The organism is Paenalcaligenes suwonensis (assembly GCF_011290505.1).
Classification (GTDB): Bacteria; Pseudomonadota; Gammaproteobacteria; order Burkholderiales; family Burkholderiaceae_B; genus Paenalcaligenes; species Paenalcaligenes suwonensis.
The window spans coordinates 103,364-128,073 of record NZ_JAANPV010000005.1 but is presented as its reverse complement, the minus strand read 5'-3'; the positions used below and the strand labels follow the sequence as shown (position 1 = coordinate 128,073).

Annotated in this window: 21 protein-coding genes; 16 read left to right on the top strand and 5 right to left on the bottom strand. The window is 50.9% G+C overall.

Features of this window, described 5'->3' with window-relative positions:
• Window positions 1–334: 334 nt before the first annotated feature.
• From gyrA to cysM, 14 genes are all read left to right on the top strand, one after another.
• Window positions 335–3,043: a DNA gyrase subunit A gene (gene gyrA / locus GY634_RS09240; protein WP_166408255.1), complete on the top strand. Its 2,709-nt coding sequence runs from the start codon at window positions 335–337 to the stop codon at window positions 3,041–3,043.
• A gap of 9 nt (window positions 3,044–3,052) precedes the next feature.
• Window positions 3,053–4,165 (top strand): 3-phosphoserine/phosphohydroxythreonine transaminase, encoded by a 1,113-nt coding sequence (gene serC, locus GY634_RS09235; protein WP_166408254.1) that lies wholly within the window; start codon window positions 3,053–3,055, stop codon window positions 4,163–4,165.
• The gene (gene pheA / locus GY634_RS09230; protein ID WP_166408253.1) at window positions 4,158–5,243 is read left to right on the top strand and encodes a prephenate dehydratase; all 1,086 of its coding nucleotides are present in this window, start codon (window positions 4,158–4,160) and stop codon (window positions 5,241–5,243) included. The genes serC and pheA overlap by 8 nt, the downstream gene beginning before the upstream one ends.
• Before the next feature lie 11 nt (window positions 5,244–5,254).
• Window positions 5,255–6,157, top strand: a complete 903-nt coding sequence (locus tag GY634_RS09225) for a prephenate dehydrogenase (RefSeq protein WP_166408252.1) — start codon at window positions 5,255–5,257, stop codon at window positions 6,155–6,157.
• Window positions 6,154–7,473: a 3-phosphoshikimate 1-carboxyvinyltransferase gene (aroA, locus tag GY634_RS09220; RefSeq protein WP_166408251.1), complete on the top strand. Its 1,320-nt coding sequence runs from the start codon at window positions 6,154–6,156 to the stop codon at window positions 7,471–7,473. Before GY634_RS09225 ends, aroA begins: the two co-directional genes overlap by 4 nt.
• Window positions 7,470–8,126 (top strand): (d)CMP kinase, encoded by a 657-nt coding sequence (gene cmk / locus GY634_RS09215; protein WP_166408250.1) that lies wholly within the window; start codon window positions 7,470–7,472, stop codon window positions 8,124–8,126. The genes aroA and cmk overlap by 4 nt, the downstream gene beginning before the upstream one ends.
• A 101-nt stretch (window positions 8,127–8,227) precedes the next feature.
• Window positions 8,228–9,943, top strand: coding sequence for a 30S ribosomal protein S1 (gene rpsA / locus GY634_RS09210; RefSeq protein ID WP_166408249.1), 1,716 nt, complete (start codon window positions 8,228–8,230; stop codon window positions 9,941–9,943).
• A 5-nt stretch (window positions 9,944–9,948) separates the two neighbouring features.
• Window positions 9,949–10,272, top strand: coding sequence for an integration host factor subunit beta (locus GY634_RS09205; RefSeq protein ID WP_166408248.1), 324 nt, complete (start codon window positions 9,949–9,951; stop codon window positions 10,270–10,272).
• A gap of 132 nt (window positions 10,273–10,404) precedes the next feature.
• Window positions 10,405–10,719, top strand: a complete 315-nt coding sequence (locus tag GY634_RS09200) for a LapA family protein (protein WP_166408247.1) — start codon at window positions 10,405–10,407, stop codon at window positions 10,717–10,719.
• Window positions 10,720–10,740: 21 nt separating this feature from the next.
• Window positions 10,741–11,997, top strand: coding sequence for a lipopolysaccharide assembly protein LapB (gene lapB / locus GY634_RS09195; RefSeq protein ID WP_166408246.1), 1,257 nt, complete (start codon window positions 10,741–10,743; stop codon window positions 11,995–11,997).
• Complete coding sequence (gene rfaE1, locus GY634_RS09190; protein WP_166408413.1) at window positions 11,994–12,923, top strand: D-glycero-beta-D-manno-heptose-7-phosphate kinase; 930 nt, start codon at window positions 11,994–11,996, stop codon at window positions 12,921–12,923. The genes lapB and rfaE1 overlap by 4 nt, the downstream gene beginning before the upstream one ends.
• Window positions 12,920–13,915, top strand: a complete 996-nt coding sequence (gene rfaD, locus GY634_RS09185; protein ID WP_166408245.1) for an ADP-glyceromanno-heptose 6-epimerase — start codon at window positions 12,920–12,922, stop codon at window positions 13,913–13,915. Before rfaE1 ends, rfaD begins: the two co-directional genes overlap by 4 nt.
• 100 nt (window positions 13,916–14,015) lie before the next feature.
• Entirely contained in the window at window positions 14,016–14,366 is a 351-nt protein-coding gene (locus tag GY634_RS09180) for a ComEA family DNA-binding protein (RefSeq protein ID WP_166408244.1), read from the top strand.
• Window positions 14,367–14,642: 276 nt separating this feature from the next.
• Window positions 14,643–15,551 carry a cysteine synthase CysM gene (gene cysM / locus GY634_RS09175; protein WP_166408243.1) on the top strand — a complete coding sequence of 303 codons (909 nt, stop codon included), beginning with the start codon at window positions 14,643–14,645 and terminating at the stop codon, window positions 15,549–15,551.
• 137 nt (window positions 15,552–15,688) lie between these two features.
• Here cysM and GY634_RS09170 read toward each other — a convergent pair whose 3' ends face one another.
• The 5 genes from GY634_RS09170 to uraH all read right to left on the bottom strand — a co-directional run bounded on the left by GY634_RS09170 (window position 15,689) and on the right by uraH (window position 22,736).
• Window positions 15,689–17,674: a hydantoinase B/oxoprolinase family protein gene (locus tag GY634_RS09170; protein ID WP_166408242.1), complete on the bottom strand. Its 1,986-nt coding sequence runs from the start codon at window positions 17,672–17,674 to the stop codon at window positions 15,689–15,691.
• 11 nt (window positions 17,675–17,685) lie between these two features.
• The gene (locus GY634_RS09165) at window positions 17,686–19,707 is read right to left on the bottom strand and encodes a hydantoinase/oxoprolinase family protein (RefSeq protein ID WP_166408241.1); all 2,022 of its coding nucleotides are present in this window, start codon (window positions 19,705–19,707) and stop codon (window positions 17,686–17,688) included.
• Window positions 19,708–19,860: 153 nt separating this feature from the next.
• Window positions 19,861–20,853 carry an AraC-like ligand-binding domain-containing protein gene (locus GY634_RS09160; protein ID WP_166408240.1) on the bottom strand — a complete coding sequence of 331 codons (993 nt, stop codon included), beginning with the start codon at window positions 20,851–20,853 and terminating at the stop codon, window positions 19,861–19,863.
• A 259-nt stretch (window positions 20,854–21,112) separates the two neighbouring features.
• Complete coding sequence (locus tag GY634_RS09155) at window positions 21,113–22,333, bottom strand: urate hydroxylase PuuD (RefSeq protein WP_166408239.1); 1,221 nt, start codon at window positions 22,331–22,333, stop codon at window positions 21,113–21,115.
• A 49-nt stretch (window positions 22,334–22,382) separates the two neighbouring features.
• Complete coding sequence (gene uraH / locus GY634_RS09150) at window positions 22,383–22,736, bottom strand: hydroxyisourate hydrolase (RefSeq protein WP_166408238.1); 354 nt, start codon at window positions 22,734–22,736, stop codon at window positions 22,383–22,385.
• A 199-nt stretch (window positions 22,737–22,935) separates the two neighbouring features.
• Between uraH and GY634_RS09145 the strand changes: the two genes are divergently transcribed.
• Both GY634_RS09145 and puuE read left to right on the top strand, forming a co-directional pair.
• A complete protein-coding gene (locus GY634_RS09145; RefSeq protein WP_166408237.1) occupies window positions 22,936–23,694 on the top strand; it encodes a GntR family transcriptional regulator in 759 nt (252 codons plus the stop codon).
• A 19-nt stretch (window positions 23,695–23,713) separates the two neighbouring features.
• Complete coding sequence (gene puuE, locus GY634_RS09140) at window positions 23,714–24,649, top strand: allantoinase PuuE (RefSeq protein WP_166408236.1); 936 nt, start codon at window positions 23,714–23,716, stop codon at window positions 24,647–24,649.
• The last annotated feature ends 61 nt before the right edge of the window (window positions 24,650–24,710 follow it).

The following is a 24,710-nucleotide window of genomic DNA, read 5'->3' as shown; positions in this document are numbered from 1 at the left end:
CAGTATATGCAAGACTACGCATGATGCCTAGTATTAAGCCCTGTTTCACGCTTGTTAGCTGGAATCTTAAGTCATTTGTAGGCCTTAAGTTAAGCGCGTTTTAGGCATAAACGCCTGATGACAGGAATAAATGCATATATGCCCTAAATCTGTTGGGTTTGGGCAACAAGAGGGCGAGTTAAGGCCGAGTAAAGTCTGGCAAAGGGTCAAAGTCAACCGTAGATGAGGAATATCGAGCCCAATTCCATATAGGGGCTCAGTAAGTGCTAGAATTTCTTATTCGACCGAGAACGGCCAGCTTCTTGCTTAACTAATATCTATAAAGACCTTTCATATGGATTCCTTTGCTAAGGAGACTCTTCCCATATCTCTGGAAGAGGAAATGCGTCGCAGCTATCTTGATTATGCAATGAGCGTAATTGTTGGACGTGCTTTGCCTGACGTGCGAGATGGTTTGAAACCCGTGCACAGGCGAGTACTGTTTGCGATGCACGAGCTCAACAACGACTGGAACCGCGCTTACAAGAAATCTGCCCGTATCGTGGGGGATGTCATTGGTAAGTATCACCCTCACGGTGATTTGGCTGTGTACTATACGATTGTGCGGTTGGCGCAAGATTTCTCTATGCGCTACATGTTGGTAGATGGACAAGGTAACTTCGGCTCCATCGACGGTGATAGCGCGGCGGCAATGCGTTACACCGAGATCCGACTGGCTAAAATTGCCCACGAAATTCTGGCTGATATTGACCAGGAAACCGTAGATTTCATCCCTAACTACGACGGTAGCGAACAAGAGCCTGCTCTGTTGCCTTCGCGTTTACCTAACCTATTGGTAAACGGTAGCTCGGGTATTGCGGTAGGTATGGCGACAAATATTCCTCCCCATAACTTGGGTGAAGTCGTAGAGGGATGTTTGTACTGCCTGAAAAACCCAGAGTGCTCTGTAGACGATTTGCTGGATTACATCCCAGCACCTGATTTCCCTACAGGCGGCATTATTTACGGCATGTCAGGTGTGCGTGAAGGCTATCGCACTGGCCGTGGCCGTGTGGTGATGCGTGCACGTGCTCACTTTGAAGACATTGAGCGCAGCAATGGCCGTCAGGCGATTGTGATTGATGCCTTGCCGTACCAAGTTAATAAAAAGTCGCTGCAAGAGCGTATTGCTGACTTGGTTAACGAGAAAAAAATCGAAGGTATCTCTGATATCCGTGACGAGTCCGATAAAGACGGTATGCGTCTGGTGATCGAGCTTAAACGCGGCGAGGTACCCGAGGTTATTCTGAATAACCTGTACAAAAATACTCAGCTGCAAGAAACCTTTGGTATGAACATGGTGGCGCTGGTGGATGGCCAGCCGCGCTTGTTGAACCTGAAGCAGTTGGTAGAGTACTTCTTGATGCACCGCCGCGAGGTGGTAACACGCCGCACTGTTTTCCAATTGCGTAAAGCACGTGAGCGAGGCCACATTCTGGAAGGCTTGGCGGTTGCATTGGCGAATATTGATGAGTTCATTCGCATCATTCGTGCTGCCCCTACACCTCCCGTTGCGCGTGAAGAGTTAATGTCCCGTACATGGGATGCCACGTTGGTGCGCGAGATGTTGTCACGTGCTGATGACAGCGGTGTGCCCGGTGGCCGCGCGGCGTATCGCCCAGATAACCTGTCAGCTCGCTTTGGTTTGCTGAATGACGGCCAATATCGCTTAAGCGAAGTGCAAGCTCAGGAAATCCTGAACATGCGCTTGCAACGTTTGACTGGTCTGGAACAAGATAAAATTGTCGACGAATACCGCGAAATTATGGCGCGTATTGCCGACTTGTTGGATATCTTGTCCCGTCCAGAACGTGTGACTGAAATCATTTCTACTGAGCTATTGCAGCTTAAAGAAGAGTTCTCACGCAGCGACAAAGACGCTCGTCGTTCTGAAATCGAACACAACGCAACTGAGCTAGATACCGAAGACTTGATCACGCCTATGGATATGGTGGTGACCTTGTCGCACGCAGGTTACGTGAAGAGCCAACCGTTGTCTGAGTACCGCGCGCAGCGTCGTGGTGGTCGCGGTAAGGTAGCAACAACCATGCGTGAAGACGACTGGGTAGATCAGTTGTTTGTGGCTAATACGCACGACGTGCTGTTGTGTTTCTCCGATCACGGTCGCCTGTACTGGCTGAAAGTGTGGGAAGTACCTCAGGGTTCGCGTAACTCTCGTGGTCGTCCAATTGTGAATATGTTCCCGTTGGTAGACGACGAGAAAATCACTGCCGTATTGTCCATCAAAGAGTTCAGTGATGATCAGTTTGTCTTCATGGCAACCTCCCGAGGTACTGTGAAGAAAACACCGTTGTCGCACTTCTCTAATCCACGTAAGGCCGGCATTATCGCGGTTGATCTGGACGAGGGTGACTTCTTGATCGGTGCACAGCTTACCGATGGCAAACACGATGTGATGCTGTTCTCGGATGCAGGTAAAGCCGTACGCTTTGACGAAGGTGATGTACGCCCAATGGGTCGTACCGCACGTGGTGTGCGTGGTATGCGTCTAGAGGAAGGTCAGAATGTGATCTCCTTGTTGGTGGCTGATCCTGAGGGGGCTGAGCCACAAGAAGGCGAAACCGCAGAGCGTGTTTCTGTGCTGACCGCAACGGCAAACGGCTACGGTAAACGTACTGCTCTCGAGGAATACACACGTCACGGACGTGGTACCAAAGGCATGATTGCTATCCAGTGTTCGGCCCGTAATGGCGATCTGGTTGGCGCAGTATTGGTGAGCGAAAGCGATGAGCTGATGCTGATCACCAACTCTGGGGTGGTGGTGCGTACACGAGTGGAAGAAATTCGTGAAATGGGCCGTTCTACTCAGGGTGTCACGCTGATTAGTGTGGATGAAGAGAGCAAGTTGTCAGGCGTCTACCGAATTCTGGAAACCGATGACGTAGAAGCTGATGAAGAAGAAGGTGACGAAACGGTTGATGCTGCAGGATCAACCGAGCAAGGGGATACCCCGTCTTTGGCTGCTGATGAAGGGAATGAATAGAGAGAATCAATGATGCGTCCGTGGAATTTTTCAGCGGGTCCTTCCGTCTTGCCGGTGGAAGTACTGGAACGTGCAGCAGCAGAAATGCTGGATTGGCAGGGCAGTGGCATGTCCGTCATGGAGATGAGCCACCGTGGTAAAGAGTTTATGCAAATTCTGCAAGAAGCCGAGGCGGATTTGCGTGACTTGCTGCAATTACCCGATGACTTCGCCGTTCTGTTTACGCAGGGTGGTGCACAGGCCCAAAACGCCATTGTTCCTATGAACTTAATCGGGTTAAAGCCCGGACGCAAAGCTGATTACATCGTGTCAGGTAATTGGTCATCCAAAGCGCAACAAGATGCGACGCAGTTTGGTCACATTAACGTTGCAGCAAGCTCGGCTGCTGCAGCCAAGTTGGATGGCCGCGAGTACAAACCTTTCGCGTGGTTCCCCGCCGTGGATACGTGGCATCTGCAAGCAGATGCTTCGTACATCCATGTGTGCAGTAACGAGACGATTGGCGGTGTAGAGCATAACGAATGGCCTGAGTTTGATGTGCCATTGGTGGTGGATGCTTCGTCTAACTTGTTGTCGCGTCCTTTTGACTTCAAGAATATTGATATGTTGTATGCTGGCGCGCAGAAAAATGCGGGTCCAGCGGGTTTGACCTTGGTGGTCATTCGCAAAGAGTTGCTAGGCGCAGCCGATGCTACGTGTCCGAATGTCTTTAACTACGAACTGTTGGCGGCTAATCAGTCCATGGTGAACACACCGGCCACGTACTCTATTTACATCGCAGGCCTGGTGTACAAGTGGTTAAAGCAGCAAGGTGGTGTGGCACAAATCGAAAAAGCGAATATTGCGAAAGCCGAAACCTTGTACGGTTACTTGGACCAGTCTTCCTTCTACGTCAATGCGGTTCAGAACTCTGACCGTTCCCGCATGAACGTGCCATTCCAGTTACGTGATGCGGCATTGGATTCTGTGTTTTTGGCTGAAGCGGATCAGCGTGGTTTGCTGCAGTTAAAAGGTCACAAAAGCGTAGGCGGTATGCGTGCTTCTATTTACAACGCTATGCCATTGGAAGGTGTGCAGGCATTGGTAGCTTTCATGAAGGAGTTCGAGCAGCGTCATGGCTAAAACTTTGCAAGAACAGTTGGCGCCGTGGCGTGCAGAAATAGACCGTATTGATGAAAGTATCCTGGCATTGCTCAATGAGCGTGCTCAGGCTGCCTTGGCAGTGGGTAAAGTTAAGCAAAACTACGACGCCGAAGATGCTATTTTGAAGCCCGAGCGTGAAGCGATGATTGTTCGTCGCTTGCAAGGGGTGAACAAAGGGCCTTTTACTGCGGATTCCGTGCAAGCCGTGTGGGGGCAGATTATTTCTGCCTGCCGAGGTTTGGAAAGTGTGCTGCGTGTGGCCTGTTTGGGCCCACAAGGCTCTTTTTCTGAACAAGCGGGTTACGAGCATTTTGGGCACTTCATCAGCAATGTATATTGCGATAGTTTTGATGAGGTGTTTCGCTCCGTTGAGGCGGGTCAGGCAGATGTGGGCATTGTGCCAGTGGAAAACTCCACTGAAGGCGCGGTGAACCGTACCTTAGATTTGTTGCTGAACTCACCACTGAAAGTCTTGGGCGAGCACTCGGTCAATATTCACCATAACTTGCTGACTAAAAGTGGCAATTTGGATGGTGTGACTAAAGTCATGGCGCACCCACAAGCGTTGGCCCAATGCCAGTCTTGGTTGATGCGTAATCATCCAGAGCTTAGTCGTGAGCCCGCATCTAGCAATGCTGAAGCGGCACGTTTGGCCTCAGAGCAAGACGATGTAGCGGCGATTGCTAGTATTTCTGCAGCGATGGTGTGGGGCTTGTCTGTGGTAGAAAAAGGCATACAAGACGATCCACATAATCGTACGCGTTTTCTGACTATCGGCAATATTGAGCCATTGGCAAGTGGGCGCGATAAAACCAGCATTATTTTAGCTGTGCCTAATAAGTCAGGTGCGGTGTATGACATGCTGTCACCGTTAGCCAAACATGGTGTTTCCATGACTCGCTTTGAGTCACGTCCTGCGCGTACAGGGCAGTGGGAATACTACTTCTATGTGGATTTGCAAGGCCATAAAGATGAACCTGCTATGCAGCAAGCATTGGCAGAGCTGAAACAAACCGTGGCTTTCTTCAAAATATTGGGTTCTTACCCAGCACAATAACGAGAGCGGGTATGGAGAGAGGGGAGGCGACTGTTGGCTACATGGCGCAACTGGGCACGCTTGCGATAGTGGGCCCAGGTTTAATCGGTGGCTCAGTCGCTGCCGCGTTGCGCAAGCAGTACCCGTCAGTACGTATAGTCGGTGCGGGGCGTAACCCCAAAAGCGTGCAAGTAGCTAAAGATTTGGGGCTGATTGATGAAGTAGTCAGCCTTGAAGAGGCCGCGCAACAAGCGGATGTTGTTTTGCTGACTATGCCAGTAGGGGCAACCGAAACTGTCTTGCGCACGTTAGCTCCACATTTGCAGCCCCATACTGTTGTCACTGATGCGGGCAGTACCAAAGCAAACGTTGTAGAGGCGGCGAGGCAGGCGCTGGGTGATAAGGTTGCCCAGTTTGTGCCGGGTCATCCTATTGCAGGCGCAGAAAAAGTAGGGCCGCAGGCAGCCACCGCAGAGCTTTATCAAGGGCGTAATGTGATTTTGACGCCGTTAGATGAAAACACCGAGCAAGCACGCAATACGGTGATCGCTTTGTGGAAAGCATGCGGAGCGCGCGTGCTACTGATGACGCCAGATGTACACGATAGGGTGTTGGCATCGGTGAGTCATGTGCCGCACTTCTTGTCATCCGTGTTTATGTGGCAGGTGGCAATGGCACCCGATGCGGATTTGCGCTTTGCTGTGGCCGGTAGCGGTTTTAGAGACTTCACGCGTATTGCGGCAGGTTCCTCCGAGGTGTGGCGGGATATTTTTCTGTCTAACCGCGAGGCGGTATTGCAAGAATTAGAAGAAGTGCGCGAGGCCTTTGCTCAAGCTGAGCAGGCGCTACGCAATGAAGATGGCGCCGCTCTAGAGGACTTCCTCGAGCGTGCTGCATTGGCTCGTCGATTATGGGCGGGTAGGAGTGGATTATGAGTAGAACAGAACAGTTGGCGTTAAAGCCTGTGAAACAGGCGCGCGGCACAGTAACCTTACCTGGGTCAAAAAGTATTTCAAATCGTGCGTTGTTGTTGGCTGCGTTGGCAGAAGGCGAAACGCGCTTGTTTGGTTTGCTAGAGTCCGACGATACCAAAGTAATGAAAGCTGCCTTGCGCCAGATGGGCGTGAGCGTAGCGGAAAACGGCGCAGCATTGCACGTGCGTGGCCAAATGCCTTTTCCGCACCTAAAGGGTGATTTCTTTTTGGGTAATGCCGGTACGGCATTTAGATCGTTGACTGCTGCATTAGCTTTTATGGGCGGAGAGTTCAGCCTAAGCGGTATTCCACGCATGCATGAGCGTCCTATAGGCGACTTAGTGGATGCGCTGCGCAGTGCAGGTGCTGACATACGTTACTTGGGTAATGAAGGTTACCCACCTTTGGCTATAGGGCAGGGCGCTTTGCGGGCAGAGAACTGCATACGCGTAAAGGGTAATGTATCTAGCCAATACTTAACGGCGTTATTAATGGCTGCCCCGTTGTGGACAGCGGTGCATCAACAGCCTTTGCACATTGAAGTGGAAGGTGTGTTGATTTCGCAGCCCTATATCGCTATTACACTGGCGATGATGCAGGACTTTGGTGTGACAGTGGAGCACCACGACTGGCAGCGTTTTACGGTTCCTGCGGCTGCGCATTACGTGTCACCCGGTGATTTTCAAGTAGAAGGCGATGCGTCATCCGCGTCCTATTTTCTGGCATTGGGTGCTATAGGTGCAGGTCCGTTGCGTATTGAAGGTGTGGGTTCTGCCTCTACACAAGGTGATGTGGATTTTGCCAAAGTCGTGCAAGCCATGGGCGCAGAAGTCAGCTTTGAGCCGCATGCGATGGAAGTGCGTGGTGTATGTGTTGCGCAGGGGCAGCGGTTAAAAGCCTTTGATTTGGATTTTAACGTGATCCCGGATGCCGCCATGACTGCTGCCGCATTGGCGATGTTTGCGGATGGCCCGTGTACCTTGCGCAATATTGCGTCGTGGCGTGTCAAGGAAACAGACCGTATTCATGCCATGCACACGGAGCTACAGAAGTTGGGGGCGCAGGTGGAATCCGGCCCGGATTGGCTGAAAGTGTGGCCCATAGCCGATGGTGCATGGCGGCAGGCAGAGATAGAAACCTACGACGACCACCGTATTGCCATGTGCTTTTCGCTGGCGGCATTTTCGCCTGTGGGCGTCACGATTTTGGATCCGGATTGTGTGAGCAAAACCTTTCCTGATTATTTCTCAGTCTTTAACCGTTTGGTGAGCGCGTGAGTGTTGTACCTGTAATTACCATTGATGGCCCTACCGCTTCAGGCAAGGGTACTATTACTAGCCAAGTCGCCCAAGCGCTGGGTTGGCATGTGCTGGACAGCGGTGCGCTGTACCGATTGACGGCGTTGTCGGCGTTGCAAAAAGAACTTTCCCTAGATGATGAGGCGGCTATTGCTCACGCTGCTGAAAATTTGGATGTGAGTTTTAGTGCGGAAGGAGCCATGCTAGAAAGCCAATTTGTGGGTGATGCAATACGTGCTGAAGAAGTAGGTAATGCCGCCTCAAAAATAGCCGCCTATCCGCAGGTACGCGAGGCGTTGTTGCAACGTCAGCGTAACTTTAGAACCCTGCCTGGTTTGGTGGCTGATGGCCGAGACATGGGTACTGTGGTTTTTACTGATGCCCCGCTTAAAATTTTCCTTGTGGCCGATGTTCGGATTAGAGCTGAAAGACGCTACAAACAGTTGAAGAAAAAAGGAATTTCTGCTAGTCTTACGAGTCTTTTGGAAGATTTGCAGGCACGTGATTTACGGGATACCACCCGAGCAAGTGCTCCGCTCGTTGCTGCGGCCGACGCTGTCACCATAGATTCTTCACACTTAAGTATTGAAGATACCGTGGCGAAAGTACTGTCTCTTTGGCAACGTTCCTGATTGGTGCTGACTGCTGTATTACGTCAGCGTTTTACAACTCCACCGGAAATGGTTCCGGTGTGTTTATTTAGAAGCCAGCAATGGCTGATATGGGATTGTTAATGTCCTCAACTACTACCGATATTCTTGGCGGCGAAAGCTTTGCCGACCTGTTTGCAGAAAGCGTAAAAAGCCAAGACCTGAAAGCTGGCGAAGTTATTTCTGCAGAAGTGCTGCGTATTGACCACAACTACGTGTTGGTTAACGCTGGCCTGAAATCCGAATCTCTGATTCCTCTGGAAGAGTTCCTGAACGATCAGGGCGAACTGGAAGTTGAACCAGGTGATTTCGTTTCAGTTGCTATCGATTCCTTCGAAAACGGCTACGGCGACACAATTCTGTCCCGCGACCGCGCTAAACGCCTGTCCGCATGGCTGGCTTTGGAACAAGCTTTGGAATCCGGCGAACTGGTAAACGGTACGGTAACTGGCAAGGTCAAGGGTGGTATGACAGTAATGACCAACGGTATCCGTGCATTCTTGCCCGGTTCTTTGGTTGATCTGCGTCCAGTAAAAGACACCACTCCTTACGAAGGCAAAACCTTCGAATTCAAAGTGATCAAGCTGGATCGTAAACGTAACAACGTTGTGTTGTCTCGTCGTGCTGTGCTGGAAGCAAGCATGGGCGAAGAGCGTCAGAAACTGCTGGAAACCCTGACCGAAGGCGTAGTGGTCAAGGGTATCGTGAAGAACATCACCGATTACGGTGCGTTCGTGGATCTGGGCGGTATCGACGGTCTGTTGCACATCACAGATATGGCATGGCGCCGTGTTCGTCACCCATCAGAAGTTCTGCAGGTTGGTGAAGAAATCGAAGCTAAAGTGCTGAAATTTGACCAAGAGCGCAGCCGCGTTTCTCTGGGCGTTAAACAGCTGGGCGAAGATCCTTGGATCGGTCTGGCACGTCGCTACCCACAAGGTACACGTCTGTTCGGTAAAGTAACTAACTTGACCGACTACGGTGCATTCGTTGAAGTAGAAGACGGTATCGAAGGTCTGGTACACGTATCCGAAATGGATTGGACCAACAAAAACGTTGACCCACGCAAAGTAGTAACTTTGGGTGACGAAGTTGAAGTTATGGTTCTGGATATCGACGAAGATCGTCGTCGTATCTCCTTGGGTATGAAACAGTGCCGTGCTAACCCATGGGAAGAGTTCGCAGTGAACTTCAAACGTGGCGATAAAGTACGTGGCGCAATCAAATCCATCACAGACTTCGGCGTGTTCGTTGGTCTGGACGGTGGTATTGATGGTCTGGTTCACTTGTCCGATCTGTCCTGGACAGACACAGGTGAAGAAGCCGTTCGCAACTTCAAGAAAGGCGAAGAAGTTGACGCCGTTGTGCTGGGTATCGACACCGAGAAAGAGCGTATCTCTCTGGGTATCAAACAGTTGGAAGGCGACCCATTCAACAACTACGTTGCTACAAACGATAAAGGTGCTGTAGTAAGTGGTGTAGTGAAATCCGTAGAAGCCAAAGGCGCTGTGGTGACACTGTCCGTTGACGTTGAAGGTTACCTGCGTGCTTCCGAGCTGGCAGCTGGTCGTGTTGAAGATGCAACAACCGTGCTGAAAGAAGGCGAGGAAATCGAGGCAATGATCCTGAACGTGGATCGTAAAGCTCGTAGCATCCAATTGTCCGTGAAAGCACGTGATAACGCTGATACCGCTGACAACATGCAGCGCATTTCCGAAGCTAGCGCTTCTTCGGGGACGACTAACCTGGGTGCTCTGCTGCGTGCCAAATTGGATCAGCAGCAGCGCGACGACGGTTAATCAGCGTGACTAAGTCGGAACTGATTACACTGCTGGCCAACCGCTACCCGCAGTTGGCCCAGCGTGATATGGATCTTGCGGTCAAAACCATGTTGGATGCAATGACCCAGGCTTTGGCCAGTGGTCAACGTATAGAAATACGTGGTTTTGGTAGTTTCTCGTTATCTACGCGTTCTCCTCGTATAGGACGTAACCCTCGATCCGGCGAACAAGTGCTGGTACCTGCTAAGCAGGTACCTCACTTTAAAGCTGGTAAAGAGCTACGTGAACGTGTAGATGCGGCGTATCTGGAAGAGCTAAAGCGCTCTGAGGCTTCATCAGAAAGCTAACGGGTAGAGCACTGCAAGGTCTACTAGTCCGTCTGAAAAAACAGGCCCTCATCGTAGGGCCTGTTTTGCGTATGGGCGTAGATACGAATTTCAAATTACAATGGTTTCTTGCCAATAAAGTGGAGTCATGACATGCGCTATCTAGTCTGGGTATTGCGTCTGCTGGTTTTTGTCATCGTGTTGTTGTTTGCACTGAAAAATACAGAGCCTGTAGATGTGCACTTTTTTGCTAACTATATGATTACGGGTGTCCCTCTGGTCGTGGTGATGCTGACAGCCTTAATCGTAGGGTTATTCATCGGTGTGTTGCTGATGGTGCTGGCTATAGTGCGTAAACGTCGAGAAGTAGCCAAGTTGAAGCAAGAAATTGTGCGTTTAGAGCGTCAGCAACGTCAGCCTATAGTGGTTGAGCGTAATGACGTCGCTGATGTGGTTACGCCTCTGTAAGTAGCATAAGGAGTAGGGTGCGTGGATTTTGAACCGTGGTGGCTCATAATATTTCCTGTGCTGTTTGCACTGGGATGGCTGGCAGCGCGTTTTGACTTTAGACAATTATTGTCCGAGTCAAAAAATTTGCCGAATTCGTATTTTAAAGGCCTGAATTTTCTACTTAACGAACAGCCCGATCGTGCGATTGATGCGTTTGTAGAGGTGGCCAAGTTAGATCCTGAAACTACCGAGTTGCACTTTGCATTGGGTAGTTTGTTTAGACGCAGGGGTGAAATTGAGCGTGCTATTCGTGTTCATCAAAGTTTGTTGGCGCGATCAGATCTCCCTCAAAACGATAAAGATGCAGCGCAGTACGAGTTGGCTCAAGACTTCTTTAAAGCCGGTTTGCTAGACAGAGCTGAAGAGGCATTTAAAGCGGTATTGGATACACGTTTCTCGTTAGATGCAGCGCGTGCATTAATCCGCATTTACGAGTCTGAACACGACTGGCCCAAAGCCATTGCTGCTGTGCATTATTTGCGTACCTTGGTGGACGAACCTGTACCGCAATTGGTGCACTATCAATGTGAGGAAGCAGAATCTGCACTGAAGCGACGTGAGCCAAATCTGGAAAAAGCCGAGCAAGCCTTGGCAGCAGCAGAGCAAGCCTCTGACGATCTAGGCGAAGAGCGTGGTAGCTTGGCGTCACGTGCTCGCATACGCATGCTACAGGGGTATTTGGCGCAGGCTAAGGGTGATCTCAAGGCACAGCAACACTATCTGCTAGAGGCGATGAGCATTGCGCCAGAGTACGCCGGTTTAGTGGCAGCGCGGTTTATGCAATGCTGCACGCAGCTAGGGTTGGCTGCAGAGGGGTTATCACGGTTGAAAGCACACTATGAGTTGCACCCTTCATTGGATGTGTTCATCGTGGTGTTTAAAGAATTGCGTGAACAGCAAGGTCACATACGGGCGTGGGCATTTTCACGCTCAGCGCTGCGTGAGAACCCGTTGCTGTTGGGGCTGGACCGTATGCTAGAAGCCGAGCTTAAACATGCGGATCACACCTTACGTGTGCCGGATTACGAAAGTATTCCTCCAGGTGCAGCTGCTGCCGAAATTGTAGCGGGAGCCGACTTAAGCTTGTTGTACAAAGTCGTGCACAAACACGCACAACGTTTAGATCGCTATTCGTGCGATATATGCGGTTTTGAGGCACAGCATTACTACTGGCAGTGCCCTGGATGTAACTCATGGGAAAGCTACGCACCCAAGCGATTGGAGGAAATGCGATGATTGCTTTTCCGGCTGAAAAAATCCGCCACCTTAAGGTATTGGTGATAGGCGACATCATGTTGGACCGTTATTGGTTTGGCGATGTAGATAGAATTTCACCCGAAGCGCCGGTGCCTGTTGTCAAAATGGGGCGTCAAGAAGATAGGTTAGGTGGTGCGGCGAACGTGGCCCGTAATGTGGCCGCCTTGGGCGCCAAGGCCTGCTTATTAGGTGTAGTAGGGGACGATGCCACAGCGGATGCGATTGAAGAGCGCGCTCGTGAGGCAAGTATCACCACCAGCATGGTGCGTGATACTCAGATGCCTACGACGTTGAAGCTGCGTGTGCTGGGTAGACAGCAGCAACTTATGCGAGTGGACTTTGAAGAGCGCCCCGGTACAGCTAGCCTACGTCTTTTACAGCAAGAGGCCGAGAGCCTTATCGCTGAACATGACTTAGTCATTTTGTCTGACTATGCCAAAGGGTGTTTAGCGCAAGTAGAGGGATTGATTGCACTAGCCAGAAAGCGTGGTATTCCTGTGTTAGTAGACCCTAAGGGTGACAAATACGAGCGCTATACCGGTGCGACTATCTTGACGCCTAATAGGTTGGAAATGTCACAGGCTGTAGGCGTGTGGCACAGTGAGGACGAGCTAGAAGAGCGCGCTCAAGCATTGCGGTCGGCCTTGAATTTAGAGGCGATTTTGATTACTCGCTCAGAGCAGGGTATGACCATCTTTACGGCTGATGGCCGTTTTCATGCTGATGCGCAAGCTCAGGAAGTTTTTGATGTGTCGGGTGCGGGGGATACCGTATTGGCGACATTGGCCGTTACTAAAGCGGCAGGATTATCGTGGAGCGATGCCATGAGCTGGGCAAACATTGCCGGTGGTATCGTGGTAGGTAAGTTGGGCACATCCATTGTGACCTCAGGAGAATTGCAATGATCGTAGTAACAGGCGGAGCTGGTTTTATCGGAAGTAATCTGGTGGCCGGTCTGAATAAGCAAGGGATTAGCGATATCCTGGTGGTGGATGATCTGTTGGATGGCGATAAGTTCGTCAATCTTGTTGATTTATCCATTGCAGATTACATGCACAAAGACGAGTTCCGCGCGCGTGTGGCTAAAGATGAACTAGGCCCTATAGAAGCTATTTTTCATCAAGGTGCGTGTTCTGATACCACAGAGCGTAATGGTCATTACATGATGGACAACAACTACCGGGTGACCCTAGAGTTGTTCGAGTACTGCCAGAAAAAGCGTATTCCCTTCTTGTATGCCTCGTCAGCAGCGGTGTATGGTGCAGGTCCGGTGTATGCCGAAGCACCAGAAAACGAAGGCCCACTGAATGTGTATGGCTACTCCAAACTGTTGTTTGACCAAGTGCTACGTCGTCGCTTTGACACCTTGACTGCGCCTGTAGTGGGTTTACGTTATTTCAACGTGTATGGCCCCCGTGAACAGCACAAAGGTCGTATGTCCTCGGTCGCGCTGCACAACATGAAGCAGTATCAAACCGAAGGTTTGGTGCGTTTGTTTGGCGGCTGGGATGGCTATGCCGATGGTGCGCAGCAACGTGACTTCATCTTTGTGGATGATGTGGTTAATGTGAACCTGCACTTTATGGCGCAATCGTTATCGGCATCGGGTATTTATAACTGCGGTACAGGTAGAGCTCAGCCTTTTAATGATGTGGCTATGGCGGTGGTAAACACCATGCGTGAAGCTGAGGGTAAAGATGTGTTGCCGTTAGCGGATTTAGTACATCAGGGCTACTTGCGTTATGTGGAGTTTCCCGATGACCTGAAAGGGCGCTACCAAAGCCATACTCAAGCCGATCTGACCGCATTGCGTGCGGCAGGTTATACCGCTGAGTTTGCAACAGTGGCCGAAGGTGTGTCGTCTTACGTTAGACACGAACTGAGCAAGAAATCCTAATTCCTTAGGTAAGGTTGCGCATGGTTAACGCGCGTCAACTGTCGCCGTAACAGCGCAACCATCCCGCATCATCAAGGCTCCTTTTTCTCTTTGGAGTCTGATGATGATCTCTCTTCCTGTATCTTCCCCTTTTTCTGTGATTCAGCACCGGTTTGCACGTGCTGCGATAGGGCTATTGCTGTGCCTATGCTTATGGAGTGTTAGTGCATGGGCATGGGCGGTGAATGTGAATGTGGCCACGGATGAGCAACTGCAACAAATTAAAGGCATAGGTCCTAAAACGGCTGCGTTGATTCTAGAAGAGCGTGAACGTGGCGGCCCCTTTGTGGATTTTCAAGACTTGCAAGAACGTGTCAAAGGTATAGGTGCTAAGCGCGCACAGTCGTTGCAACAAGAAGGGCTCACTATAGAGGGTGGGGCGCAGGCAGCTTCATCTACGGTAGGGCGCTAATGCTGCTGCTATAAGGGTGCGGCGATGGGCAGGGCTCATAGCCGCGCAAGAGCTGATGATTTTTAATAACCATATCTTGATGTTTATTGGTTTTTATAAAACTGTAGGTTTTATAGATGACATTACACAAGGCATATGCGCGTATATTCCGCAAGAGAGTAGACAGAACCTTGGTATAGCATTCAAAATGGACGTGATACAAAGACACCAGCCCAATCGCCAGGTGACGAGTAGGCCATTGGTGCGCTCCTTATTTGATTTTGCTGATACTAGACTATGACTGCTTATCCGACTATTGAAGATACCATTGGCTCAACCCCCCTGGTGCGTTTGCAACGCCTGCATCCAGAACTGATCACTGAGCGTGGGAATGTGATTCTGGCCAAGTTGGAAGGTAACAATCCCGCCGGTTCGGTAAAAGATCGTGCCGCTAGTTCTATGATTCGCCGTGCCGAAGAACGCGGCCAAATTAAACCAGGCGATACCTTGATTGAAGCTACGAGTGGTAACACCGGTATTGCATTGGCGATGATTGCTGCAGTACGTGGCTACAAAATGATTTTGATCATGCCTGATAACCTCTCGGTAGAGCGTAGGGCCTCGATGGCGGCCTATGGTGCAGAGCTAATCCTGACGCCTGCCTCTGCGGGGGGTATGGAATATGCGCGTGATTTGGCACTGAAAATGCAAGCCGAAGGTAAAGGTATTGTGTTGGATCAGTTTGCGAATGACGACAACCCACAGGCTCACATTCACAGTACGGGCCCAGAGATTTGGGCACAAACACAGGGGCGTGTGACGCACTTTGTGAGTGCTATGGGTACTACCGGTACCATCATGGGTGTGGGGTCGTTCTTGCGTCGCCAGAAACCAGACGTGATGATTGTGGGTGCCCAGCCTGCTGAAGGGGCTTCTATTCCTGGTATTCGTAAGTGGCCAGAAGCGTACCAACCCGCTATTTTTACGCCTTCAGATGTAGATCGCTACGAACTGATTGGCCAGAAAGAAGCCGAAGATGCCGCTAGAGCCTTGGCATCTCAAGAAGGTATTTTTGCCGGTATCTCTACGGGTGGTGCGTTGGTCGCCGCCTTACGAGTGGCGGCTCAAGTCGAAAACGCCACCATCGTATTTATTGCCTGCGATAGAGGCGATCGCTATTTGTCTACCGGCGTGTTTAACGGCTAAGGCATTAACACGCGCACGGGGCTGCTGTTAACCCCTGTGCTGAAAGAAACAATCCCCCAGTCAAACACTGGGGGATTGTTTTATGGCCTAGGTTATAGGCTTACGCTAGTGTTAAGAAGGGCAGTTTGTTGGTGCGGTTATGCCATTACGGTTTCGGTTTGTAGCCAATGTTGTAATGTACGTTTTTCCAGCATTTCTCGGAATTGTTGGGTGGAGATAGGCAGTACGGTGCCTTGGTCCCAGTCCAAAATAACGCCGTAGCGGCGTACAGCATCCAACTGATCTATGTCGCCGCTGCGGTACCACTGAGCCACCTGTTCTGGATCAGTCTGCATCCAGTCTCTGCGGTTGGCACGCATGTGCTCACGTAGTGTGTGAGTCGCTGCTTCATCAATACGGTACTCGCAAATCTCCGGGTCTATGGCTTCAATAATGACGCCATAGTCTTTAGCCGCTCTAGCAATAGAAACGTATTCATCAATCACGTCTTCTAGTACTAGAGTTGGGTCTCGCTCTAAGGGGTCCCCAAAGCCACCGCCACCCGCAGTGGGGCGACTGAACTCGTCCCCAGAGCTAACGGACACATCCGAGAACACGGACCCCAACCACTCAGACTCAGTAGCGTCTGCCCGTTTTAAGGTTAAGCCATGCGGCATAGAGGGTAGCCCACCATTAATCCCCCACACAATGGCGCGTTCGCGGTCACAAATGTAGGAAATAACGGGGTCTTCGGCGTCTTGCATAATGGAGGTTTTGCGTACGCCTACACCGCCTCGCCACTTACCAGGGCCGGCGGAGTCGGTCAGGATTTGGAATTCAGTGGTAAGGATAGGGTTAGCACGTTCTTGGCCTTCTACGGGCTGCGACATCAAACCCACGCCAAACGAAGCTGTGGTGACGTTGCTGCCGTCTTTACCATTACGCCCACCCCAGCCACCGGGTAGCCAGTCGTAGAACATGAAAATGGGTTTTTCTGGACTGCGCGCATCTTTACCGCCCGTGAGCAGATACTCTAGGTTGAAGGCACATGCTGTAGCGCGTTCGGGCATGATTTGCGACCAGATCTCGTAGATGGCATTCATGATTTTTTCAAATGGCATCAAAAAGCCGGTGACGGCGACTGGCCAGCGCGCATTCACAATGCTGTCTTCGGGGGCAATCACATCGAACACACGGTAAAAACCGCTGTTTAACGGTAGGTCTGGGAAGAAGGTTTTCATCCCAGCGGCGACCGCAGAGAAAGTAGAGCCGAAAGCGGAGTTGTAGATGGAGCCAATAGTAGGGTGGCTGCCAGTGAAGTCATAGGTGGCACGATCCCCTTGGATGGTGAGTTTTACCTTGATGGGAATCATGCCTTCGCCGGAAATGGGGTCCCTATCAATAAAGTCCTGAGTTTCCCATTCGCCATCGGGTAGAGCGGCTAAGCGCTGACGTACTGCGCGTTCTACGTAGTCTTGTACGGCACCCATGCCTTCTAGAACGGTGTCTACGCCGTATTTTTCACTGAGGCGGATAATCTCGCGTTCACACACTTGAGTGGCTTGAGACTGCGCGTGAATGTCGCCAATGATAGAGGCGGGATCACGTGTATTAGAGGCAATGAGGTGCGCCACATCACGGCAAAACACCCCCCTGTGAAATAAGCGTACTGGGGTGATGCGCATGCCTTCTTTAAACATGTCTTTGGCGGTAACGTCAAACGAACCAGGTACGCTGCCGCCTAAGTCGGACCAGTGACCATTGGACTGGCTAAAGCCCAGCAGGGTATCGCCCGAAAAAATAGGACGTATTAAGCGTACATCGTTAAAGTGTGTACCCCCCGCATAAGGGTCGTTAATGGCGTAGACATCACCGGGGTGTATATCACCGTCAAAGGCCTCAATGACGGCTTTACATGTGAAGTGCAGGGTGCCAACGTGCACCGCAATATCTTGGTTGCCTTGAGCGACAGAGTTACCTTGCGCATCGTGTAGGCCGCTGGAAAAGTCGCGGTTATAAATTACAAAGGAATAGCAAGTGCGCAGAATTTGTTCTGCCATCTGGTCAACACTGGTAATGAAGGAGTTTTTCAACACTTCAAAGGTGACGGGGTCCAAGGTGCTGGAAGTGGTTGTAGTAGTCATGATGTGTCCCTTTAGAAGCGGATGATGATGTTGAGGTATTCGTCAATGTCGGCATGGCACTGGGGTGGCACGACGACGGTAGAGTCCAATTGCTCGATCACGGCAGGGCCTTGCAATTGCAGGCCGGCTGGTAAGTCTGTGCGTTCATAAACGGGGGTGTGGCAGGCACCAAACTTGGAAAACCAAACTTCTCGGTGACTTACAGGATTTGGGATTACTCTCGTAGGTTCGTGACGGGGTAACTCGGCTTGGGCAACCAAACCTACCGCTTTTAGGTTTAGGCGGAACACGCTAACTGGTGCATCCATGCGGCGGTAGTTATATTCGCGTTCGTGCTCTTGATGGAAAATATCAATCAAGCTGTCTAGTGTTTGGACGGGGCGTGGTGCGGGGATAGCCAATGAGCGCCATTGTCCTTGGTACATCATGTCTATAGTGCGTTCTAACACCATGTCTTGCTCTTGCACGCCTTCATGGCTAAGGTGCGAGATTGCCTCGGCTTCGAGGCGTTGGAAGGCAGCTTCTAGTTCGGCTATATCCACGTCAGACGCTTGTTTGATATAGCTTTCAGCAAAGTCGTGCTGGATGTTCACCAGTAAGCAACCCAAAGCAGATGCCACGCCGGGGTTAGGAGGGACAATGACGGCGGGGATAGACAGCTCTTGTGCAATGGCTACACCGTGTAAGGCTCCCGCGCCACCGAAGGATACTAGGGCAAAATCCCTAGGGTCGTATCCCCGACTAATAGATAGCAGTCGTACGGCATCGGCCATGTTGGCGTTGGCCACATCCACAATGGCTTGGGCTGCATCGTGCAGTTCTAGTTTGAAGGGTTCGGCCACACCTTGTCGCACCGCTTCGTGCGCCAGTTCAGCGTTAAGGGTGACTTGTCCGCCGGCTAAGCGTGTACCCAGTCTACCTAACACGACGTTAGCGTCTGTGTTGGTGGGTTGCATATTGCCGTTGCCATAGCAGGCAGGGCCGGGGTTGGCGCCAGCTGATTGTGGGCCGTTGCGTAGTGAGCCAGCTTCATCTTGCCACGCCAATGAGCCGCCACCTGCACCGATAGTGAGCACTTCAATGCTAGAGAAACGTATGGGGTAACCGAACTCAATAAACCAGTCATTGGTGATTCGCGATTGGCCGTCATAGGCTAAAGATACATCGGTAGAGGTGCCACCCATGTCTAAGCCAATAGAGTTCCTGAAGCCACACAACATAGCAATGTGTCGGCTGGCGATGGCGCCAGCGGCAATACCGGAACCCGCCAAGCGAGCAGAGAAGTGTTCTACCGCCTCAGTCGTCATGACGCCACCACCACTGTGTAGCAGCAGCAAATCACTTTCATAACCACGACGTTTTAGTTCCTGACCTAAGCGCTTGGTGTAGTCCACCACCACGGGGCTGCAGGCTGCGTTAATGACGGTGGTAGAGAAGCGTTCATGTTCGAAGATTTCGGGCATGACCTCAGACGATAGAGAGATAGCCACTTCTGGCATTTCGGCACGCAAGATGTCGCGCATTTGTTGTTCATGCTGCGGATTCATGTAGGAGTTCATAAAGCAGATAGCTACTGCTTTCACTTCACGACGACGCAAGGTTCGGGCAACTTGCTTCGCTTCTTCTACATTTAGTGCGGTGACGACGTTGCCCTGAGCATCTATACGTTCAGTCACGCATAGACGGTCACGACGTTTGACGTGTGGTGGAGCTACGTCTTTGTAGATATCCCATAAGTCTTCTTTGTTGGCTCTACGTATTTCAATGACGTCTCTGAAGCCTTCGGTGCAGATCATGGCGGTACGGGGCAGGCGGCGTGTGATCAGCGCATTGGTAGCGACAGTAGTGCCATGTGAAAACAGTGATACCTGGTTTAGGTCTACTTTACTTTTATCTACGGCATTCAAAATACCGTCTATGGGATCTACGGTAGAGGAGGTTTTCTCGATGCTAATGCGTCCAGTGTGCTCATCCATGACGCAGATATCGGTGAAAGTGCCGCCAACGTCGACGGCAACGCGTGTGCTTTTCATAGTGTGCTCCAGATATTTTGAGGACAAAAAATCCCCTGCCCAGTGAAAACTAGGCAAAAAATGTAAAGGGTAGGTAGAACGCTAGAGCGCTCTACAGACGGGTATTAACGCTAGGCTTGCTGATCGCATACGGTGTAGCGATGCAGAGTGTGATTAGCTGTCTACAAGAAAGTGATGATCGTTGTGTTGGTTTAACCGAGCACGGTATTGGCTGCGTGCTTCGCTGGGGGATTGTCCAAAGTGGTTCTTATACAGTTGGCTAAAGGCAGCGGGGCTGCTGAACCCCCACTCATAGGCAATCTGCGCAATGCTTTTGGTGTGTGCATGTTGCTGTAGCGCGGTATCACTAAACAACAGGCGCTGTTCTTGCACCCAACTGCTGACGGACTGCCCGCGCATTTGAAACAGCATGTGCAAATAGCGCAGTGAAATCCCACAGGCGCTGGCAATGTCCTGGGGGCGCAAGGGCTGTTGTATATGGTCGCGTATGTACTTTTCGGCGCGATACAAGTGGGCGGTTTGCACTGAGGTTAAACCCGATTGCATGGGGGAATGATCCAGCACGGCTAAGGCAAGTAAGTCGGCTAAGTGGCTACCAATGGTTTGCCTAGCGGCTTGATCCATTTGGTCTAATCGCACGGCAACCATACGTACCATTTCTGTCATCAGCTCACCCGCTCCTTGGCTGGCATCAAATGCCAAAGAGACTAAGCGTTCAGGCATGCCTACGCGTGAGCGTAGTAAGGGCGCGGGAATTTTTAGTACCCATAGCCTGTTAGGTTGGGTGTAGCTAAATTGATAGGGCAGGTGGCTGCGCTGTAAGATAAACCCGCCGGGTGAGCAGCCTACATCCCTGCCGTTTTGGCTGAAATCTATGCTGTCATTATCGGGAATGGTCACTAAGTAGCTTTCTTCCGCTTCGGCTTGCTCTAGGTGTTGGCTATTGCGTTGGTAGAGCAGAGCGTCAGACTCCAATTTGGATAAGGAAATCAGTCCCAGATCCCATGAGTTCAAGGCACCCGAAAAACTGGGGCTATCCTTGAAATGTAGGGATAGGGGGAAGTATGTTTCCGTGACGATTTTTTCCCAGTAGCGCTTTTGGCTCTGAGGTGCTTCATTGGTGGTGCAATGGCTGATATTCACCATGAACTCCTCCTGTTCGACGGCTACGGCTAAGGTAGCCTAAGAGTCTCCATAAACTGCTTTTTTGTTTTTTACCATTCTATGAGTCATATCAAGTGCTTACAAGCTACGGAGTTTAGCGGTAGTGCATAAAAGCATGGTGCTATATGCAATCTAGGGTAAGTGCGTAGACGGAAATGGGGGCGTGTTGGCTACCAGATAAAAAAACAGCCCACTCCAAACGGAGGTGGGCTGGTCAAAGGGACGGTGAAACGAGTAAAACTTAGTGGGTGTTCTGGGCATCCCAGCGAGCGATCAGTTCACGCTCTTCTGGTGTCATCTGCGTCAGGTTACCCAATGGCATGTATTGGTTGGACACCACTTTTTTAATGTCTGCGGCGTGCAAAAGGGTTTGTGCTTCGCTATCCATTTGCATGCCCAGTGGTGGTGCGGCAAAACCAAATTGCTTGTCAGGCGTGGCAGCATGGCACTGAATACAGCGTGCTTCCATGATGTCTTGCACCTGAGCAATGGTGATGGTTTCTTCTGCGCTGCTTACTTCAGTAGCAGGCTGAGATTTTGGTGCACCAATCCATACGATTACCAAAATAAGCAGTACACCCGCGATAGGGTACAGAGGCTTGTTATGGCCAGCATGCATCAACACGAAGTACTGACGGATCAGAGCGCCTGCAAAAATAAACAGGGTCATGATGATCCACGCGTACTCATTGTTGTATGTGAATGAGTAGTGGTTGCTCAGCATGAGCAGCAGTACAGGCAGCGTGAAGTAGGTGTTGTGTACCGAACGCTGTTTACCGCGTTTGCCATCGATGGGGTTAGGCGTTTGGCCGGCTTTCAGAGCGGCTACCATGCGACGTTGGCCTGGAATAATCCAGAAAAACACGTTGGCAGACATGCTGGTAGCCATAACAGCGCCAGTAATCAGGAAGGCGGCACGGCCAGAGAAGATGTGAGTGCTTAGGTAAGCCACTACCACCATCATCACTGCAACAGCAATACTGAGCAGACCATCACGTTCCATATTGGGGCTGATACGTTTGCACAGCTCGTTGTAGACCACCCAGCCTGCAATCAGGAACAAAATGGCGACAACGTTTACTTCGGTACCGCTTAGGTTGGCGGCCCATTCCCACGGACTGGAAGGGTTCACCAGATAGAACGTAGGTTTGGTCAGATACAGCAATGCGAACAGTGCAAAACCTGACAACCATGTGGTGTAAGACTTCCAGAAAGACCAGTGCAAATCTGAAGGCAGTTCAGACGGGCTGGTTAAGTACTTTTGGCTGTGGTAGAAACCGCCACCGTGAACGGCCCACATTTCACCAAATACACCGCTTTTCTTAGCGGTTTCACTTTTAGGGGGGCGCAGACCATTGTCTAGCATCACGAAATAGATGGACTCACCGATCCATGCTACTGCAGCGATAACGTGCAGCCAACGCAATAATAGGTTGGCGAAATCAAGCAAATACGCTTCCATATAAACCTCTCTGTGTTTGTTGCTTACTGACTCTTAGAGCAGGTATGGATTAGCTACCGCGGTAGGTAGACCAGGACCAAGGAGTCACGACCAGAGGTACGTGATAGCTGCCACCTTCTTCGGCGATGCCAAAGTGAATGGATACTTGGTCTACAAAACGGGGGGATGGAAGGGCTACGCCGCGCGCAGCAAAGTAGTCTCCTGCATGAAAGACCAGTTCATATTGGCCTTTCGCCACCTCTTGATCCTGCAAGAGAGGTTCGCCACAGCGCCCGTCAGCATTGGTTTTTACGCTCTTGATCAGAGAGCGAGTGCCGTTTTCGTGACGGTACAAGTCTATAGCGACGTGTTGCGCAGGACAGCCATGCATGGTGTCCAGAACGTGGGTAGATAGCTTTCCCATTGGTGTCTCCGGTTTTTTTGGATTCTATATAAGAAAAATATAAGTCCAGCGAGCCCAGTTTGGGAAACCGGCCGTGGGGCAAGCGGTGCAAGGATCAGTGCGCTGGGTTCCGCCCCATGAAAATAAATTGTCGACAATTTATGTTGACGATTTTGAAAGCATCTCTAATAATTGTCAAGGTCAATCACTAGGAAATTTTATGCTTCAGCTGTCATCCACTCCTTCTCCCTCCTTTGTGGATGTTGAAGCGCCTTCGGCTTCTTCGCTTTTGGGCGGCAAGCGCCATGCCTCCGAAAATGGCCGTATTTACAATGAAATTTTCGATGCAGTGATGGATAGACGGTTGTTGCCCGGTACGAAACTCACCGAGGCGAAGCTGTGCGAGATTTTTTCCTGCTCCCGTACGGTGATTCGTACCGTATTGGCCGAGCTTGCTCACGACAAAATTGTGAGCTTGGAAACCAATAGAGGGGCTTTTGTATGGCAGCCAGATCCCAAAGAAACACGCGAAGTGTTTGAGTTGCGACGGGATATGGAGTGCCTGATCATCGACAAGCTGCTGCGCTTTCCTGATCTAGAGCAAAAGTTGCAAGGCTTATACGACATGGTGCAGCGAGAACAGGCGTCGTATAACGCAGGTCAGCGCATTAGTTGGATACGTTTATCCAACGCCTTTCACGTAGAAATGGCGCGTTTGCTGGGGAATGACGTATTAACCGAGTTGATGCACATGTTGTGTGCCAGAACGTCGTTAATCATTGCCTACCACGACAAGCCGGGAGAGCAAGCTTGCTCTTTCTGCGAACACGAACAAATTTTGGACTTGCTGTGCCAGCGCGACCGAGATGGCGCGTTGCATGCCATGCAACATCACTTGTTGGCATGCGAGCAGCGTATGAATGAAGAACAGGCATCGACAAAGCCAGACCCTTGGCAAGCTTTTGGTGCCCCACGTTGATAAATCCTGGAGACAAAATATGACCATGACTTCCGAATACCCACGAGATTTACGCGGCTATGGGCGCGATGTGCCACATGCAAACTGGCCGGGTAAAGCACGTATTGCTGTGCAGTTTGTGCTGAATTACGAAGAGGGGGGCGAGAATTGCGTGCTGCATGGTGACCCGGCTTCTGAGCAATTCTTATCGGAAATTGTGGGGGCGGCCGCCTACCCTGACCGTCACAAATCCATGGAGTCTATTTACGAATACGGTTCCCGTGCTGGGGTGTGGCGTATTCTGAAAGAGTTTGAACGTCGTGGTATGCCCATGACAATCTTTGGGGTGGGTATGGCGCTAGAGCGTCACCCCGAAGTGGCTCAGGCTTTTGTAGATGCTGGTCACGAGATTGCTTGCCACGGTTACCGCTGGATTCACTACCAAGATAAACCTGAAGCGCTAGAGCGTGAGCACATGAAGCGCTGTGTGGACATTATTAAGCAGCTTACTGGCAAACACCCTGCTGGTTGGTACACCGGGCGCGATAGCCCTAACACCCGTCGTTTGGTGGCTGAAGAGGGGCAGTTCTTGTACGACTCAGATAACTACGGTGATGATTTGCCATTTTGGGAGGAAGTACGTTTGCAAGATGGCAGTATCCACCCACAGTTGATCGTGCCGTACACCTTAGATACCAACGATATGCGCTTTGCCACACCGCAAGGTTTCAACACGGGTGATGATTTCTTCCACTTCCTGCGCGATGCGTTTGATGTGTTGTACGAAGAGGGCGAAGAAACACCTAAAATGCTGTCTATTGGCTTGCATTGTCGCTTGATTGGTCGTCCATCCCGTTTCCGTGGGCTACAGCGTTTCTTGGATCACGTGCAAAAGCATGATCGTGTATGGGTGGCGACACGTGAAGAGATTGCCCGTCATTGGGTGCAAACACATCCGTATCAAGCCCAGCGTTAATACGGGTTAGCAGTGTATTTAGGGCGGCGCTCACTGAGTACGGTGAGCGCCGCTTTGCGGT